The organism is Pseudomonas sp. P39-UII1 (assembly GCF_039672635.1).
Classification (GTDB): domain Bacteria; phylum Pseudomonadota; class Gammaproteobacteria; order Pseudomonadales; family Pseudomonadaceae; genus Aquipseudomonas.
Genome location: NZ_JBDFPP010000011.1, coordinates 42668 through 59808, shown reverse-complemented (window position 1 = coordinate 59808; position 17141 = coordinate 42668). Strand labels below are relative to the sequence as shown.

9 protein-coding genes are annotated in these 17141 nt (G+C 64.9%); 3 read left to right on the top strand and 6 right to left on the bottom strand.

The genetic code is table 11. From position 1 onward, the window contains the following. Positions 1 to 75 precede the first annotated feature (75 nt). Complete coding sequence (locus ABEH27_RS15580; RefSeq protein ID WP_346614454.1) at positions 76 to 3213, bottom strand: transglycosylase domain-containing protein; 3138 nt, start codon at positions 3211 to 3213, stop codon at positions 76 to 78. A gap of 391 nt (positions 3214 to 3604) precedes the next feature. On the opposite strand from ABEH27_RS15580, the gene ABEH27_RS15575 reads away from it, so the two are divergent. Beyond that, positions 3605 to 5023 carry an amino acid permease gene (locus tag ABEH27_RS15575; protein WP_346614453.1) on the top strand — a complete coding sequence of 473 codons (1419 nt, stop codon included), beginning with the start codon at positions 3605 to 3607 and terminating at the stop codon, positions 5021 to 5023. A gap of 41 nt (positions 5024 to 5064) precedes the next feature. Here ABEH27_RS15575 and ABEH27_RS15570 read toward each other — a convergent pair whose 3' ends face one another. Both ABEH27_RS15570 and ABEH27_RS15565 read right to left on the bottom strand, forming a co-directional pair. Next, positions 5065 to 6684, bottom strand: coding sequence for an FMN-binding glutamate synthase family protein (locus tag ABEH27_RS15570; protein ID WP_346614452.1), 1620 nt, complete (start codon positions 6682 to 6684; stop codon positions 5065 to 5067). A gap of 133 nt (positions 6685 to 6817) precedes the next feature. Beyond that, entirely contained in the window at positions 6818 to 11101 is a 4284-nt protein-coding gene (locus ABEH27_RS15565) for a DEAD/DEAH box helicase (protein WP_346614451.1), read from the bottom strand. Between the two features lie 209 nt (positions 11102 to 11310). Here ABEH27_RS15565 and ABEH27_RS15560 point away from each other — a divergent pair, with 209 nt between their 5' ends. Further along, positions 11311 to 11724 (top strand): NUDIX domain-containing protein, encoded by a 414-nt coding sequence (locus tag ABEH27_RS15560; protein ID WP_346614450.1) that lies wholly within the window; start codon positions 11311 to 11313, stop codon positions 11722 to 11724. Here the strand turns inward: ABEH27_RS15560 and metR are convergent. Beyond that, positions 11708 to 12625: a transcriptional regulator MetR gene (gene metR / locus ABEH27_RS15555; protein ID WP_346614449.1), complete on the bottom strand. Its 918-nt coding sequence runs from the start codon at positions 12623 to 12625 to the stop codon at positions 11708 to 11710. The two genes, ABEH27_RS15560 and metR, sit on opposite strands and share 17 nt — an antisense overlap. Positions 12626 to 12821: 196 nt before the next feature. Between metR and ABEH27_RS15550 the strand changes: the two genes are divergently transcribed. Beyond that, positions 12822 to 13817, top strand: coding sequence for an alpha/beta hydrolase (locus ABEH27_RS15550; RefSeq protein ID WP_346614448.1), 996 nt, complete (start codon positions 12822 to 12824; stop codon positions 13815 to 13817). 50 nt (positions 13818 to 13867) lie between these two features. Here the strand turns inward: ABEH27_RS15550 and ABEH27_RS15545 are convergent, their stop codons facing one another. Next, on the bottom strand, positions 13868 to 15196 hold the full coding sequence (locus tag ABEH27_RS15545; RefSeq protein ID WP_346614447.1) for a sigma-54 dependent transcriptional regulator: 1329 nt from the start codon (positions 15194 to 15196) through the stop codon (positions 13868 to 13870). Next, entirely contained in the window at positions 15193 to 17097 is a 1905-nt protein-coding gene (locus ABEH27_RS15540) for an ATP-binding protein (protein WP_346614446.1), read from the bottom strand. Before ABEH27_RS15540 ends, ABEH27_RS15545 begins: the two co-directional genes overlap by 4 nt. Positions 17098 to 17141: the final 44 nt, after the last annotated feature.

The following is a 17141-nucleotide window of genomic DNA, read 5'->3' as shown; positions in this document are numbered from 1 at the left end:
GTGTGTTTAGATATATCGCAAGATATTACTCAAGATATATCTAAACACAAGCCGTCAAATGCAGATGATTATCATCTAAATGTTCGATGGGTGGGTCGCATGCATCGCCACCTGCGGCGGTTTGCACTCGTTCGGGTTGCCTGGCTCCAGGTACGGCATGAGGATCGGTGCCATGCCCTTGAGCACCTGAACGGGCAGCGCCGAGGTGAACTTGAACGCTTCCGCCGAGCGCCCCGGGACGAAGGCCGTCAGCGTGCCGAAGTGGTTGTCGCCAAGGAAGAACACGAACGTGGCGGTCCGGTTCAGCGAGCGCGAGCCGATCAGCCGGCCGCCAGCACCGAAGCTTTCGATGCGGTTGTCGCCGGTGCCGGTCTTGCCGCCCATCACCAACGGGGTGCCGTCATGCAGCTTGAAGCTGCCGGAGATACGCCGCGCGGTGCCTGCGTCGACCACTTGCGACATTGCCCCCTTGAGCGCCCTGGCCACTTCCACCGGGAGAATCCGTTGGCCACGGTCGGGGTCGCTGTTCAGCTTGGTTTCGTAGGGGGTGTCGGCGGCGAAGTGCAGGGTGTCGATACGCAGGGTGGGCAGGCGCACGCCGTCGTTCTGGATGATGCCCACCAGCTCTGAAAGCGCTGCCGGGCGGTCGCCGGAGCTGCCAATGGCGGTAGCCAGCGACGGCACCAGGTGATCGAACGGGTAGCCCACGCGCTTCCAGCGCTGATGGATGTCGGTAAAGGCTTCGATTTCGACCATGGTGCGGATGCGGCTGTCGCGGGCGCCCTGGTAACGGCTCTTGAACAGCCAGCCATAGACTTCCTGGCGCTCGAAACGGCTGGCGTTGACCATTTCGGTCAGCGTGGAACTCGGGTTTTTCAGCAGATAACCAAGCAACCACAGGTCCAAAGGATGGACCTTGGCGATATAGCCCTGGTCGGGCAGGTCGTATTTGCCGGGGCCGTAGCCTTCGTACATCTCCGCCAGGCGGCCGTCGGTGAGCTTGCCCAGGGCGATCTTGTCACCCTTGCTGTGGGCGCGGACAAAGGCGTTGAAAGTTTCCTGGCCGGCTTCAGGGAACAGATAACGGTGTACCGCCGCCAGGCGTTGCGGGGTGACCCGCATGCTGTCGAGGAAGGTGTCCAGGCGTTGCTGCGACGTCTTGCGCTGGTACTTCCTCCAGAAGCGCATCAGGTAGTTGGTGCCCTCCTTGTCGGCAAAGCGTGCGAGGTATTCCTGGCGGCGCGGGTCGGAGTCGTCCTTGAGCAGCGGTACCCGGTTGTACGGCTGCTGGTAGGTGACGTAGCGCACCAGGTCGCGCATCAGGCGGATGAACGGCAGGTTGATCGACTCGCGCAGGGCATCCTTGAGGGTCGGGTTGCGGCTGTTGTCTTCCTTGCGGAAGTTGTTGAACACGTGCATGCCGCCGCCGGTGAAGAAGGCCTCGCCAGTGTTGGCCGAATACTTGCGCTCCAGGGCGGCGTCGAGCATGGCGTCCAGGCTCTGGTTCTTGCTGTTCTGCGCCAGCCATTCCAGCGACCACTGGGAGATGCGGTCCAGTTCTGCAACGTCGACTTTCTTCAATTCGGCAGCGGGTTTGCCGGCGTACTTGTCGTGCAGTTCGGCAATGATCTCCAGGTAGGTGGTGAGTACCCGCAGCTTGGCCGTCGAGCCCAGTTCCAGCTTGCTGCCCTCGTTGATGTCGAAAGGCTGGTCGGTGCTGTCGGTCTGCACCCGTACCCGCGAGCCATCAGCGGTGCGCTCGAACAGGGTGAAGCTGTAGCGCACCTGGTCGGTGGTCTTGGTGGTCAGCAGGCGCTCGCCGATCAGGCCCATCTGCGCGGCGAATACCGGGTCGGAAAGGTTCTTCAGGTACTGGCTGGCCTGCAACTGCAGGTCGGCCTGCAAGGTGCTGGTGGCCGAGACGTCGAGGCGGTCGAGGTCGTACAACGGGCGGTTGAGCATCGCCGCCAGCCGGTTGCGCGCCAGGCTGATGCCTTTGTTGGTGATGATTGGCACGATAGTCGGCTGTGCTACCCAGTCGCGATAGACCGCCTTGCTGGCCAGGGCCGCGTCGGCCAATGGGCGGTCGATGATGGCGTTGGCAGCGAGCACGCGGATGTGCGAGTCGGTGAGCTCGGCAAGCTCCACCCGCCCCTTGGACAGGTAATGCGAAGGGCGGCGCTGGGCGATCATCAGCGACAGCACCTGGCGCAGCGCCAGGCCGCGTGCGGCCATGCTGTCGGCGTCTGTCGCGGTCGAGGTGAGCGCCTGGTTGACCTGGTCGAAATCGGCGCCGTACCACACCCGCAGCCCCTCGGCCATGCCGTGCACCTCGCCGTGGCCCGGCACCGCCGACAGCGGCACGCTGTTGAGGTAGTCGCGCACGATGCGCTGGCGGGCCTCTGTGGTATCAGGGCCACCCTGGTAAGCGCGCACGCTGGCGGAAATCATCTGGCGGATCTTCTCGGCGCCGGAGACGGTCAGGCCATCCGGCGAATGGCGGTACTTTTCCAGCTGCGTGGCCAGGGTACTGCCGCCGGCGGACTGGCCGGGCAGGGCCAGGTACTTGGCGACCTGGCTGTAGGCGGCCTTGGCAAAGCGTGGCCAGTCGACCGCCGGGTTGTTCTTCGGGTCTTTCGGGTCGAGCAGGTCGCGGTTTTCGATGAACAGCAGGCTGTTGACCATTACCGGCGGGATGGCGGCGAAGTCCGGGTACAGGTGTTGCGGGTAGTTGTACTGATACAGCGTGTCGCCACGGCAATCGGTGATCGACAGGCCAGCCTGAATTTTCTCGATATAGGGTGCGAACAGGCCGTGATCGACGTAGTTCATCAACGCCGGCGAGAACTTTACCTGCTCGCTGATCAGGTAGTCGCGTTTGAGCAGGCGCGGCAAGAACTCGCCCAGCGCGCTGTAACCCAGGCGTTTGTCGAACGGCCCTTCACCCGGGTAGACGATGGCATCGCTGGGCCCGGGCTGCAGCGAATAGGTCAGGGTGGTGGCCAGCCTGCTGAATTCCCGCGATTGCAGGTCGGACGTGCGGAATTCGTCATAGGCGGCGAAGCCGATGGCAATGATGCCCACCACCAGGATCAGCAGTATCAGCCGCCACCACAGCCGGCGCTGACGGGGGGACTTCGGCTGTGGCGTCTGGTCCAGAGGAGGTTCGGCTGCTTCCGTTCTGGTTGGTTCCGATTGCCACAGTGCGCCCATAGTCTTCAATCCGGCCAGGTATTTTCGTCTTGCTTGTCTGAAGCTTAGACGTTGACGGCAGGAGGTGAAAATTTTGTAGGAACTGCAGAAATGCAATGTGGGATATGCGGCTTTGGTGTGGGTTTCTTCATACAGCGATATTGCTAGGGTGGCTGCTACAGGCGTGGGGCAGGCCAGCCGGCCCCGGTTTCTCGCCAAATTTCTACGAATTAACAGTGAAAAGCCCTACCGCGGGCTTCCTATACTGCTCGGCCCCTTCGCCTTGCCGGCCGCTCTATTCCGGCATACGGGCCGGCCCACAAGGCCAGCCTGGCAAGCCACCGCCACGCCTACCGGCATGGCGGCTGCTGCACGAAGGTCATATCCAATAACAAAATGAGGTTGTATTGCTATGCCAGTCGGCAACCACCCTGCCCATGGCGAGACCGCACAAGGCGGCCCGCTCAAGCGTGAACTGGGCGAACGTCACATTCGCTTGATGGCACTGGGCGCCTGTATCGGCGTCGGTCTTTTCCTTGGTTCGGCCAAAGCAATTGAAATGGCCGGCCCGGCGATCATGCTTTCCTACATTATTGGCGGCCTGGCGATCCTGGTGATCATGCGCGCCCTTGGCGAGATGGCCGTGCACAACCCGGTCGCCGGGTCGTTCAGCCGCTATGCCCAGGACTACCTTGGCCCGTTGGCGGGCTTTCTGACCGGTTGGAACTACTGGTTCCTGTGGCTGGTGACCTGTGTCGCCGAAATCACCGCCGTGGCCATCTACATGGGCATCTGGTTCCCCGACGTGCCACGCTGGATCTGGGCGCTGGCGGCGCTGGGCAGCATGGGTGCGGTAAACCTGATCGCGGTCAAGGCGTTTGGCGAGTTCGAATTCTGGTTCGCCCTGATCAAGATCGTCACCATCATCGCCATGGTCCTGGGGGGCATCGGCATCATCGCCTTCGGCTTCGGTAACGACGGTGTTGCGGTCGGTATCTCCAACCTGTGGGGCAATGGCGGCTTCATGCCTAATGGCGTGACCGGCGTGCTGATGTCGCTGCAGATGGTGATGTTCGCCTACCTGGGCGTTGAAATGATCGGCCTCACCGCCGGCGAAGCGCGCAACCCGCAGAAAACCATCCCCCAGGCCATCGGCTCGGTGTTCTGGCGCATCCTGCTGTTCTACGTCGGTGCGCTGTTCGTGATCCTGTCGATCTACCCGTGGAACGAGATCGGCAGCCAGGGCAGCCCGTTCGTCATGACTTTCGAGCGCCTGGGGATCAAGACTGCCGCCGGCATCATCAACTTCGTCGTCATCACCGCCGCACTGTCGTCCTGCAACGGCGGCATCTTCAGCACCGGCCGCATGCTCTACAGCCTGGCGCAGAACGGCCAGGCCCCGGCCACCTTCGCCCGCACCTCGAAAAGCGGGGTACCGCGCAATGCGCTGCTGCTGTCGATCGGCGCCTTGCTGCTGGGCGTGCTGGCCAACTACCTGGTGCCGGAGAAGGTGTTCGTCTGGGTGACCTCGATCGCCACCTTCGGGGCGATCTGGACCTGGGTGATGATCCTGCTGGCGCAGATCAAGTTCCGCGCCGGGCTCTCTACCGCCGAGAGCAAGGCCTTGAAATACCGCATGTGGCTGTGGCCGCTGAGCTCCTACCTGGCCCTGGCCTTCCTGGTGCTGGTGGTGGGGCTGATGGCGTACTTCGAGGATACCCGCGTGGCGCTGTATATCGGCCCGGCGTTCCTGGTGTTGCTGACGGCCTTGTACTACACCTTCCGCCTGGCGCCGAAGGATCACCACGCGGTAGCCCGCACCGCCTCCTGATCTGAAGCCATGGGGGCCGCACACAGCGGCCCCCATGGTTGTCAGGCTGCCACTTCGCTGTTGGGCTCGAAGCTGTCCGCCCGGGCCAGTTGCCACATCCGCGAATAGAACTGCCCGTCCACCTCGCCCGTCAGCAACTCACCCGGCTTGAGGAACACGTGCATCTGCGAGAACAGCTTGATCTCGGTGGCCGAAACACGCCGCACCAGGTGCTTGGCTTCCAACTGCGCCGGATGTTCCAGGCCCGCTGCGGCAAGCATCTCTGCCAGCGCGCGCAGGGTATTGTGGTGGAAATTCAGCACCCGTTGGGCTTTGTCCGGCACCACCAGCGCCCGCTGGCGCAGCGGGTCCTGGGTGGCAACGCCGGTCGGGCATTTGTTGGTGTGGCAGCTTTGCGACTGGATGCAGCCGATGGCGAACATGAAACCGCGCGCCGAGTTGGCCCAGTCGGCGCCGATGGCGAGCACGCTGGCGATGTCGAAGGCACTGACGATCTTGCCACTGGCCCCTAGCTTGATCTTGTCGCGCAGGTTCAGGCCGACCAGGGTGTTGTGCACGAACAGCAGGCCTTCGCGCAGCGGTACGCCGATATGGTCGGTGAACTCCACCGGCGCCGCGCCGGTGCCGCCCTCCTTGCCGTCGACGACGATGAAGTCAGGCAGGATGCCGGTTTCCAGCATGGCTTTGGCGATGCCCATGAATTCCCACGGGTGGCCCAGGCAGAACTTGAAGCCCACCGGTTTGCCGCCGGACAGCTCGCGCAGCTGGGCGATGAACTGCATCATCTCGATGGGCGTGGAGAAGGCGCTGTGGCGCGACGGCGAGATGCAGTCCTCGCCCATGAGGATGCCGCGGGTTTCGGCAATTTCCTCGGTCACCTTGTGCTTGGGCAGGATGCCGCCGTGGCCGGGCTTGGCGCCCTGGCTCATCTTGATCTCGATCATCCGCACCTGTGGGCTGCGCGCCTGGGCGGCAAAGCGCTCGGGGTCGAAACGGCCGTCTGCCGTGCGGCAACCGAAGTAACCGCTGCCCAGTTCCCAGACCAGATCGCCGCCGTGTTCGCGGTGGTAGGGGCTGATGCTGCCTTCGCCGGTGTCATGGTGGAAGTTGCCCAGCTTGGCGCCCTGGTTGAGGGCGCGGATGGCATTGGCGCTGAGCGAGCCGAAACTCATGGCGGAAATGTTGAAGATCGACGCCGAATACGGCTGGCTGCACTGTGGCCCGCCGACGATGATGCGAAAGCTCGCAGGGTCGGCCAGCGGCGCCGGGCGCATGGAGTGGCCGATGAATTCGAAACCTGACTCGTAGACGTCGATCAGGGTACCGAAGGGTTTGTCCGAGGCTTCGTTCTTGGCCCGCGCATACACCAGCGAACGTTGCGCCCGGGAGAAGGGCAGGGCGTCGCTGTCGGCCTCCAGCAGGTACTGGCGGATTTCCGGGCGGATGCCCTCGACCAGGTAGCGGATGTTGCCCAGGATCGGGTAGTTGCGGCGCACCGCGTGGCGCTGCTGCAGCAGGTCGAACAAGCCGATCAGGCTGAGCACGGCGGTGGTCAGGGTGAACGGCCATAGCCATTCGTGGTGGAGGAACGGCAGGCTGGCCAGGGTGAACAACACACACGCGGCAAACACTGCATAGCGACTGAGAAGTGACAGGCTCATACGGGGTCCTTACGATGGCGCGGTCAGGCTCAGGGCCTGGGGCAAACCCCGACCATAGCCGGGTTGAGCGACGCTGAAAATTAAATTCGGGGTATCGAAAATCATTCGCGCCGGCTGCTTGCCAGTGGCGGCCTCACTCAGATGTATCGCGCAGCAACTTCTGCCGCCACGCTTGTTGCTCATGCGCCGGTCCATCCGCCAGGAACGCGTACCGCCCGGCCACCCGCACCGCCACCGGCACGCCATCGCGGTACAGCAAGCGGTTGCCGCTGACAGCCGGCACTTTCGCCCCAGGCAACAAAGACCCGACCAGATTCAGCGGGTCGCTGGCACTGACCAGCACCAGCGCGCCGTCCAGCGCTCGCCGGCGCACCTGGCGCAACAACCCGACGGCCTCCGGCAAGGCAAACTGTTCCCCGGCCAACCCCGCGATGAAGCGCCCACCCCGAATCTCACCGCGTGCCTCCAGCCGGTGATAGCAGCGCAGCAGGTCGCGCCAAGCGGGCAGCACATCGCTTTCGCGCTCCAGCAGCCGCCAGCAGATCACCCCATAACGACGCAGCAGGCTGCGGGCGATGTGTTCCAGGCGCTGGCTTTCATCCAGCGCGGCACTGCCCCTGCGCAACAGCGCCCAGCGCCCGGCGTGGGCCATGCTGCTGGACATCGGCGGGTGGCCACGCCTGCTGTTGCGCGATGTGCGTTTCGCCGCCGGGGTGATCAGGCTGCGCAGCCCGGTGAAACTGTCGGCGCCCACCAGGCCGGAGCCGACCAGCTCCTGCAGGGCTGCCTCCAGCTCGCTGGGCAGCAGGTGGGCCTCCTGTGTCAGCTCGTCGAAGAACAGCGCGCCATGCGCTTGCAGCACTTCATGCACGCGTTGGGCACGCGGGCCGAGCCCCTCCAGTGCAGGTAGGGGGGCGAGGCTGCGCCAGAGCGCCAGGTGCTCCCGGGGCAGCAGCACCAGCGGCGTACTCGCCAAGGTATTGCTGGAAACCGTTGTCGCCAGCCGGCTCCAGGCAAACTGCCCGCTGCGGCAGGCATCGTCGAGCCAGTGCCGGCTGTAGTCCTTGATCCGCGCGGGCAGCACCTCCGCCTCCCAAGCGCCAGCGGCGCCAGGGAAGCCTTGCAACTGCTCGAGCACTTCGGCTACCGCCAGCGGCCCGCGCAGTCGTTCGTCGTTTGCCAGGTGCTGCCAGTCGAACAGAAAGCGCATGAAGTCCTGCAGGCTGACCGGCTCGATTTCCCGGCGCAGGCGCTTCACCGTGTAGCGATGGATGCGCGCGAGCAGGTGGCGTTCGCACCATTGCGGCTGAGTTTGGCCAGGGCTGAAGTGGCCACGCAGCACGTACCCTTCGGCTTCGAGCCGGGCCAAGGCCTGTTCGACGGCCGCTGCAGGCTTGCCGAGCGGTTCGGCGATCTGTGCCAGAGTCAGCGGGCCATGGCCGCTCAGGCGCGAGCGCAGCAACTCGATCAACGCGCTGTCCGGATCGAGGGCCTGATCGAACCCGGGCAGCACGTCCAGGTCGGGCTCATGGCGGGCGTGGGGATACAGCGCTCGCAGCAGGTTCATGCGCTCACGGGCCAGCCACAACTGCTCAGCGGGCAGGCGCAGCGCCCGGCCGGCCTTGGCCAACTGCCGGAGCAGCAGCGCCCAGGTCGGGTTGGCCTGCACTTCGTGCTGGCTGATGGCGCCGAGGCTCATCAACGCTTCGTGCATCTCGTCAGTGCCACCGGGCTGCGGCCAGGCTTCAGCCTCTACGGCGCTGATGGCGTCGGCATCCAGCGCACCCAGGTCATCGCCGCTGTGCACCTCGTTCCAGCGCCGGTTGAGCACCGCCTGGGTGCGCCGTTCTTCCAGTGGCGCATCGTCGAGGAAGGCGTAGGGCCTGGCATTGAGAATGGCCGAGGCCAGAGGCGATGGCGCAGGCAAGTCGCGGCACAGCAGGCGCACTTCGCCGTTTTCCATGCGCCGTAGCAGGGCTAGCCAGCCTTCGCTGTCCATGGCTTCGTGCAGGCAGTCGTCGAGCGTCTGCTCGACCAGCGGGTGATCGGGGATCTGCCGTTCACCGGCGATGTTTTCCAGGCAAGCGATCTGGTCGGGGAACACGGCGGCGATCAGGTCTTCGCTCTTCATGCGCTGGATCTGCGGGGCAACCTTGCGCCCGCCGACGAAGCGCGGCAGCGCCATCGCTACCGCCGCATTCCAGCGCCAGCGTACGCCGAACAAGGGGGCGTCGAGCAGTGCCTGGACCAGCGTCGCCTCGGCGTTGCGGCTGGACAGGTAGCGCCAGACCTCGTCCAGATCGAAGCTGTGGCTGGTGGAAAGCGACAGTACGATGGCGTCCTCGCTGGCCGCGGCCTGCAGCTCGAAATTGAACGTGCGGCAGAAGCGTTTGCGCAGCGCCAGCCCCCAGGCGCGGTTGATGCGGCTGCCGTAGGGCGAATGGATGATCAGCTGGGTGCCGCCAGACTCGTCGAAAAAACGCTCCATGATCAAGGTTTGTTGCGAGGGCAGGGCGCCCAGCACTTCACGGGTTCGCCCAAGATAATCGAGCAGTTGGCTGGCACAGGCCTGGTCCAGCGCAAAAGCGCTTTGCAACCACGCCAGCACGGGGGCGAGATCTGCGCCGCTCAGCCGCAATTGTTCATCGACGCGGGCTTGCAGGCGGGCCACCGCAGCGGATAATTCGTCACTGCGCCCCGGTGCCTCGCCCAGCCAGAACGGAATGGTCGGCGGCAGGCCATGGGCGTCCTCCACCCGCACCCGGCCGGGTTCGACCCGCACGATGCGGTAAGAGGCATTGCCCAGCTGGAAAATGTCACCGGCGATGCTCTCCACCGCAAAATCTTCGTTGACGCTGCCGATGTTCAGCGCCTGCGGCTCCAGCAGCACGGCATAGTCGGCCGTCTCGGGGATGGTGCCGCCACTGGTCAGCGCGGTCAGCTGGCTACCCCGGCGCCCGCGCAAGGTGCCGGTGACTGCATCGCGGTGCAGGTAGGCGCTGCGCACGCCCAGGCGGCCGTTGTAGCCCTCGGCGAGCATGCGCAGCAACGCCTGGTAATGGGTGACGTCGAGTTCGGCATAGGGCGTAGCCTGGCGCAGGCAGTCGAACAGCGCCTGTTCCTGCCAGGGCTGGTTGCTGGTTTCGGCGACGATCTGTTGGGCCAGCACATCCAGCGGGGCGTTGGGGATATGCAACCGGTCGAGTTCGCCCTGGCGCACGCAGTCGAGCAGGGCCGTGCATTCGATCAGGTCATCGCGCGAGGTGGGGAACAAGCGCCCTTTGGGGATGCCCTCCACCTGGTGGCCGGAGCGGCCGACCCGCTGCAGGAAGCCGGCAATCGACCCTGGTGAAGCGATCTGGCAGACCAGGTCGACATCGCCGATATCGATGCCCAACTCCAGTGACGCAGTGGCCACCAGCACCTGCAACTGGCCGCGCTTCAGGCGTTGTTCCGCGTCCAGGCGCAGCTCCTTGGCCAGGCTGCCGTGGTGCGCGGCCACGGCCTCCTTGCCCAGGCGGTCGCCGAGGTGGCGAGTGAGGCGTTCGGCCAGGCGCCGGGTGTTGACGAACACCAGCGTCGTGCGGTGCTCGCGGGCGAGGGTTGCCAGGCGGTCGTAAACCAGGTTCCAGACGTCCGTGGCCATGACTGCGCCCAAGGGCACTGGCGGCACTTCGAGGGCCAGGTCGCGCTGGCGGGCATGGCCGATATCGACGATCGCGCAGGGTCGTTGATGGCCGACCAGAAACTGCGCCACGCGCTCGACCGGGCGCTGGGTAGCGGACAGACCCACGCGCCTTAGTGGCCGCCCCGACAACACTTGCAGGCGTTCCAGGGTCAGCGCCAGGTGAGCGCCGCGCTTGTTGCCGGCGAGGGCATGGATCTCGTCGATGATCACCGTGTGCACGCTGGCCAGCCCGGCGCGGCCCGAGGCCGAGCCCATCAGCACATAGAGCGATTCCGGCGTGGTCACCAGGATATGCGGCGCCAGCTTGCGCATGGCTGCACGGTCTTTCTGAGGCGTGTCGCCGGTACGCACCGCGGTGCTGATACGCGGCGCCTTGAGGCCTTGATCTTCGAGCGCCTGGCTGATGCCTTCCAGCGGCGTCTGCAGGTTCAGGCGAATGTCGTTGGACAGCGCCTTGAGCGGGGAAACGTAGACGACCTGGGTTTGCGCGGGCAATTCGCCGCCGTGTTCAAGGCCTTGGCGGAACAATTCGTCGAGTACCGCGAGAAAGGCACTCAAGGTCTTGCCCGAGCCGGTCGGTGCGGCCAGCAGCATCGACTGGCCGGCGTGGATCAATGGCCAGGCACGGGCCTGGGCGTCGGTGACCGTGGCGAAATGGCGACGGAACCAGGTGCCGACGGCGGGGTGGAACAGCTCCAGCACCGGGTGCTGATGGGCGGGCAGGTTCATGCCATGGTTATGGCGGCTCGGCGGCGGCTTGGCAAGGGGCCGTTCGTCTGTGAGATTTTTCTGTCTGCGCTGGCCCTATCGCGGGTAAACCCGCTCCTACAGGGATTGCGAAGAACCTGTAGGAGCGGGTTTACCCGCGATAGGGCCAGCCTTGTCAGGCCCACAAGCCCATGGGATCCTCCCTCCGCCATTTTCCAGCGAGCCCATCCATGCCCAACATCATCCGTATCGCCGCCGCCCTGCTCATCGACCCTCAAGGCCGCACCCTGCTGGTGCGCAAGCGCGGCACCCAGGCCTTCATGCAGCCGGGTGGCAAGATCGATGCGGGCGAGTCGCCGGTAGAGGCGCTGGTGCGTGAACTGCATGAGGAGCTTGGCCTGCGCATCGATCCGGCACAGGCCGCACCTATGGGCGTCTTCAGCGCCCCGGCTGCCAACGAGCCGGGCTTTGAAGTGCACGCTGAGCTGTTTCGGGTCGACACTGCCGAGGCCGTGGTGCCGGCAGCAGAAATCGAAGAGGTGGTCTGGGTGGCTGCAGACCAGGCGCTGGCTGTAGCGCTGGCGCCGCTGACCCGCGACCTGATCCTGCCGTTGTACCGCCAGGCCGTCAGCGTACCGCGCTGACCCCATCGAGGGTGGCGAACGACGTGTCCTTGGCGGTCAGCAGGAAGTCGCGCATGTACGGCGCATCGAGCATGTCGGTGCGTACCGCCGCATAAAGCGTGGCAAACAGGCCTTTCTCGCCCAGGCGCTTGCCTTTGACGTAGCCGCGCGAGCTGTATTCGTGCAGCGCCCAATGCGGCATGCCGCATACCCCGCGCCCGCTGGCTACCAGCTGCATCATCATCACTGTCAGCTCCGAGGTGCGCACGGCGGCCGGCTCGATGTCGGCCGGCTCCAGGAAACGGGTGAAGATGTCCAGGCGGTCGCGTTCCACCGGGTAGGTGATGAGGGTCTGGTCGAGCAGGTCCTGGGGCACGATGAACGGCTTGCTCGCGAGCGGGTGCTGGTTGGCCACGGCAATCATGGCTTCGTAGGTGAACAGTGGCACGTAGGTAATGCCGGGCAGGTCCAGCGGATCGGAAGTCACCACCAGGTCCAGGTCGCCGCGGGCCAAGGCAGGCAGCGGGGCAAAGGCAAACCCCGAGGCCAGGTCCAGCTCGACTTCAGGCCAGGCATCGCGGAACTGGTCGATGGTTGGCATCAGCCACTGGAAGCAGCTATGGCATTCGATGGCCATGTGCAGCCGCCCCGCTGTACCGCCGGCCAGGCGGGCGATATCACGCTCGGCGCCGCGCAGCAGCGGCAGGGTGGCATCGGCCAGCTGCAGCAGGCGCAAGCCGGCGCTGGTGAAGCGGATCGGCTTGGTCTTGCGCACGAACAGCGGCAAGCCCAGGCGCTCTTCCAGCTCCTTGAACTGGTGCGACAGCGCCGATTGGGTCAGGTGCAGGCGCTCAGCGGCCTCCACCAGGCTATCGGCCTCGCGCAGCGCGTGAAGGGTTTTCAGGTGGCGCATCTCCAGCACGGCAGGCTCCGAGAGAAAAATTTGAGTTAACAAGGAATGAGTTGAGTTTCCCTCATGTTGCGCGTGCTGTCGACTGGACCTTCGGCCGCACCGCTCGGCAGCGTTCATCAAACTGTCACCGAACTGTGGCAGCGCGGCTGAATTGAATTCATCAGACTCGCGCTCTACTGGGGATCTGCATTCTGGTGTTTCTTTCATGCGGGCTTTACTGCTGTTTTTGTTCTTTCTGGTCAGCGTTCCGGCGAGCTTTGCCGATCAGCGCTGTGATGTTCACGTAGCGGTTCAACGGGCCGAACTGGGTGACCTGAGCCTGGTTTACCAGAGCGTCGGTGCGCGCCGTGACCCGGCGTTATTGCTGGTGATGGGGCTGGGTGGGCAATTGATCCACTGGCCGGACGATGTGGTCGAGGCGTTGTGCCGCCAGGGCTTTCGGGTGATTCGCTACGACAATCGCGATGTCGGCCTGTCGCGCTGGAACCAGCTGCCCCCTTCGGCCAACCTGACCGTGGAGCTGCTGCGCTACAAGCTTGGGTTGCCAGTTGCCGCACCTTATACGTTGACCGACATGGCGGGTGATGGGCTGCGCCTGATGGATGCATTGGGCATTCGCCAATTCCATGTACTGGGTGTGAGCATGGGTGGAATGATCGCCCAACACCTGGCAGCGATGGCACCGGAGCGGGTGCGCAGCCTGACCCTGGTGATGTCCAGCTCCGGCGCAGCAGGCCTGCCCGCGCCGGACCCTGCACTGGTGCAGCTGCTGGCCCGGCGCAGTGCGCCCAATCGCGAGGTGGCGATCGAACAGCAGGCCGACCTGCTGGCGGCGCTGGGTAGCCCGCAGGTGCGCGATGACAGGGCTGCGCTGTTGGAGCAGGCTGCGGTGGCTTACGACCGGGCGTTCAACCCCGAGGGCGCGAAGCGTCAGATCATGGCGATTCTCGCCGAACCTAGCCGGGTGGCGTTGCTGAACGCATTGCGCGTGCCGACCCTGGTGGTGCATGGCACGGCCGATCCGTTGTTGCCGGTGATGCATGGTGTGCACCTGGCGGCTCATATCCAGGGCAGCCAGTTGCGGCTGATACCGGGGTTGGCGCACCGCTTCCAGGAGCCGTTCAAGGCGCCGTTGCTGGGGGCGGTTTTGCCTTACCTGCAGTCACATCGCCAGGACGTTACGCACATTGCCGGCCTGTGATATCAGCGCTCTTTACGCGGGTTTACCCGCGAAGCAGAGCGCATCTGTTTTCAGCCAAGCCCGTACTTCTTCACCTTGTCGAACAGCGTGGTCTTGGCCATGCCCAGATCCTGGCTGGCCTGGCTGAGGTTGCCACCCGTGCGCTGCAACGCATCGCTGAGCAGGTTGCGCTCGAACGCTTCAACCGCCTCGGCGAACCCCAGGCCTTGGCTGGCACCGCCGCTAGGGCCTTTCTTGAAAGCCGGCAGGCCCAGGGCATAGCGCTCGGCAACATTGCGCAGTTCACGCACGTTGCCTGGCCAGTCGTGGGCCATCAGGCGCGACAGGGTCTGGCTGTCCAGGGTCGGCGCTTCGCGGTCGAAGCGTAGCGCCGACTGCTGCAGGAAGTGCTCGAACAACTGCAGGATATCCTCGCGGCGCTCGCGCAGCGGTGGCAGTTCCAGGGTCACGACGTTCAGGCGGTAGTACAAGTCGCTGCGGAACTGCCCGCTCTGGCCAAGGGCATCGAGGTCGGCCTTGGTGGCGGCGATCACCCGGCAATCCACCGCGATGCTCTGGTTCGAGCCCAGGCGCTCCAAGGTACGCTCCTGCAATACCCGCAGCAGTTTGATCTGCAGGTTGATCGGCATGCTCTCGACTTCATCGAGGAACAATGTGCCGCCATTGGCGTGCTCGATCTTGCCGATGCGGCGCTTGCCCGCACCGGTAAAGGCATTCGCCTCGTGGCCGAAAATTTCGCTTTCGAACAGGTTTTCCGGCAGGCCGCCGCAGTTCAACGCGACGAACGGCTGGCTCTGACGGCGGCTGAAGTCGTGCAGGCAGCGGGCAACCAGCTCTTTGCCGGTACCGGTTTCGCCTTCTATCAGTACGTTGGCCGAGGTGTCGGCGACGTTGGCGATCAGTTCACGCAGCTGTTCCATGGCCGGCGAGCGGCCAATGATGCGGCCCTCCAGGCTGCTCTGCTCGGCGAGCTGGCGGCGCAGGGCCAGCACCTCACGCGACAACCCGCGCTGTTCGAGGGCGCGGCGCACCACATCGACCAGGCGCTCTGGCGAGAAGGGCTTTTCCATGAAATCGTAGGCGCCGTTGCGCATGGCACCCACCGCCATGTCGATATCACCGTGACCTGTGATCAGCACCACCGGCAGGCTGCGGTCGCGCGCCTTGAGGCGGTTGAGCAGTTCGAGGCCGTCGATGCCCGGCAGGCGGATGTCGCTGACGACGATACCGGCGAAGTCATCACCGATACGTTCCAGCGCCTGCTCGGCGCTGCCCACACCTTCGCAGGCGATGTCTTCCAGGGCCAGCGCCTGCTGGCAACCGAGCAGCACATGCGGGTCGTCTTCGACGATCAGGACGGTAAGAGGCGCTTGGTTCATGGTTGCTCTGCCGATTCGTTAGGGGGGGACACCAGCGGCAGAGCGAGGACGAAGGCCGTTCCGCCGCTGGCTGGGTGTTCGACGTTGAGGCTGCCTTTGGCCGCAGCGGCAAGGCTCGCCGACAGGGTCAGGCCCAGGCCCAGGCCATGTTCGCCCGGCTTGGTGGTGAAGAACGGTTCGAACAGGTGCTTGCGCGCTTCGGCATCGATGCCGTGGCCATTGTCGCGCACCCGCAGGCGGTATTTGTCGCCTTGCAGCTCGCCTTCCAGCCACAGCTCAGGCAGGGGCTGGGTGGCCATGGCATCGAGGGCGTTGCCGATCAGGTTGACCAGGATCTGCTCCAGGCGGGTCTGGTCGATGGCCAGTTGCTGGTCGTCGAACTGGCTGTGCAGCTTCAGGTGGCAACCGCTGATGCGGTTGGCCAACACCTGCAAGGTGGCCTCGACAGCCTTGGCCAGCGAGGCCTGGCCGCGGTCGTCGCCACGCCGGGCGAACGAGCGCAGGCTGGCGGTGATGCGGCCCATGCGGTCGATCAGGTCGTTCATGGTACGCAGGTTGGTGCTGGCGGTTTCCAGCGCGCCGCGCTCGAGGAAGCGCACGGTATTGCCGGACAAGGTGCGCAGCGCCGCCAGCGGCTGGTTGAGCTCGTGGGCAATGCTGGTGGACATCTGCCCGATGGCCGCCAGCTTGCCGGCCTGTACCAGTTCGTCCTGGGCATGGCGCAGTGTCTGTTCGGCGTGGCGGCGCTCGCGAATCTGGCCCTTGAGCCGTTCGTTGCTGGCGCGCAGGTCGGCGGTGCGGTCGGCGATGCGCCGCTCCAGCTGGCTGTTGGCTTCTTCCAGCGCCTCGCGCGCGGCCAGGCGGGTGGCGATCACCTTGCGCCGCTCGTTCCAGGCGATGCCAAGTATCGCCAGCAGGGCGAACGCCACGCCGACCAGAATGCCTTGCACCATCGATTCGCGGCGCAAGTCCTGCAAAGGGGTGAGCAGGGTGAAATGCCAGGGGGTATCGACCAGGCACCGGGTCTGCGCCAGGTACGCCACCTCATGGGGTTTGCCGTGGGCGGTTTCGCTGTTGGCCGGGAAGGTCAATTTCTCCACGCCATCGGCCAGCGTCTCGCGGGCCAGCGGCTGCAGCTCGTTCAGTGGCCACCAGTAATATTGCAGGCTACGCGCCAGCCGCTCCTTGATTTGCGGCGTCAGCGGGCGTACCGACTTCAAGCGCCGCGCAGGGTCGCTGGAGAGGATGATGATGCCGTTTTCGTCGCTGACGAAGGCTTCCAGGCGGGCGCGCTGCCAGCGCTCCTCAAGGGTGTCGAGGCGCACCTTGATCACCGCCACGCCAATGATCTTGCCGTGTTCTTCCAGGCCATGGGCCAGGTAGTAGCCGGCTTCGCCGGTGGTGCTGCCGATGCCGTAGAAACGGCCCGGTTCGCCACGCACGGCGGTCTGGAAGTAGGCACGGAATGACAGGTCTTCACCGAGGAACGAGTCGGCATCGCGCCAGTTGCTGGTGGCCTGCACCCGGCCATTGGTATCGAGGACGAAGATCGCCCGGCTGCGGCTGCGGCGGTTGAGGCCTTCGAGGTATTCGTTGACGGTCTGCCGGTTGGCGCCATCAGGGTTGGTGAGCAACAGCGACACGCTGTCTTCCAGCTCCAGCAGGCTCGGCAAGTAGGTGTACTTGCTGATTTCGCTTTCGACCGTGCGTGCGTGCAGCTCCAGCTGGCGTTCGCCGTTTTCGCTGAGGGCGCGGATGCCGTTGCTTTCGCTGACCAGATAACCGGCCAGGCCCAAACCGACCATCAACAGGATGACCAGGGGCGGTAGCAACAATTGGCGGATCAGGCGGGATTTCACGGCAGGCTTGGCAGGGAGAAGTAGCGAGGGGTCGCATTTCATCACAGTGGCCTTGTCACGACCAGCATCCGCTGCCCGGAGCAACC

What these genes read in the sequence shown, in the direction of transcription:
- ABEH27_RS15580 (WP_346614454.1), bottom strand. Translation starts at nt 3,213, where the DNA reads ATGGGCGCACTGTGGCAATCGGAACCAACCAGAACGGAAGCAGCCGAA.
- ABEH27_RS15575 (WP_346614453.1), top strand. Translation starts at nt 3,605, where the DNA reads ATGCCAGTCGGCAACCACCCTGCCCATGGCGAGACCGCACAAGGCGGC.
- ABEH27_RS15570 (WP_346614452.1), bottom strand. Translation starts at nt 6,684, where the DNA reads ATGAGCCTGTCACTTCTCAGTCGCTATGCAGTGTTTGCCGCGTGTGTG.
- ABEH27_RS15565 (WP_346614451.1), bottom strand. Translation starts at nt 11,101, where the DNA reads ATGAACCTGCCCGCCCATCAGCACCCGGTGCTGGAGCTGTTCCACCCC.
- ABEH27_RS15560 (WP_346614450.1), top strand. Translation starts at nt 11,311, where the DNA reads ATGCCCAACATCATCCGTATCGCCGCCGCCCTGCTCATCGACCCTCAA.
- ABEH27_RS15550 (WP_346614448.1), top strand. Translation starts at nt 12,822, where the DNA reads ATGCGGGCTTTACTGCTGTTTTTGTTCTTTCTGGTCAGCGTTCCGGCG.
- ABEH27_RS15545 (WP_346614447.1), bottom strand. Translation starts at nt 15,196, where the DNA reads ATGAACCAAGCGCCTCTTACCGTCCTGATCGTCGAAGACGACCCGCAT.
- ABEH27_RS15540 (WP_346614446.1), bottom strand. Translation starts at nt 17,097, where the DNA reads ATGAAATGCGACCCCTCGCTACTTCTCCCTGCCAAGCCTGCCGTGAAA.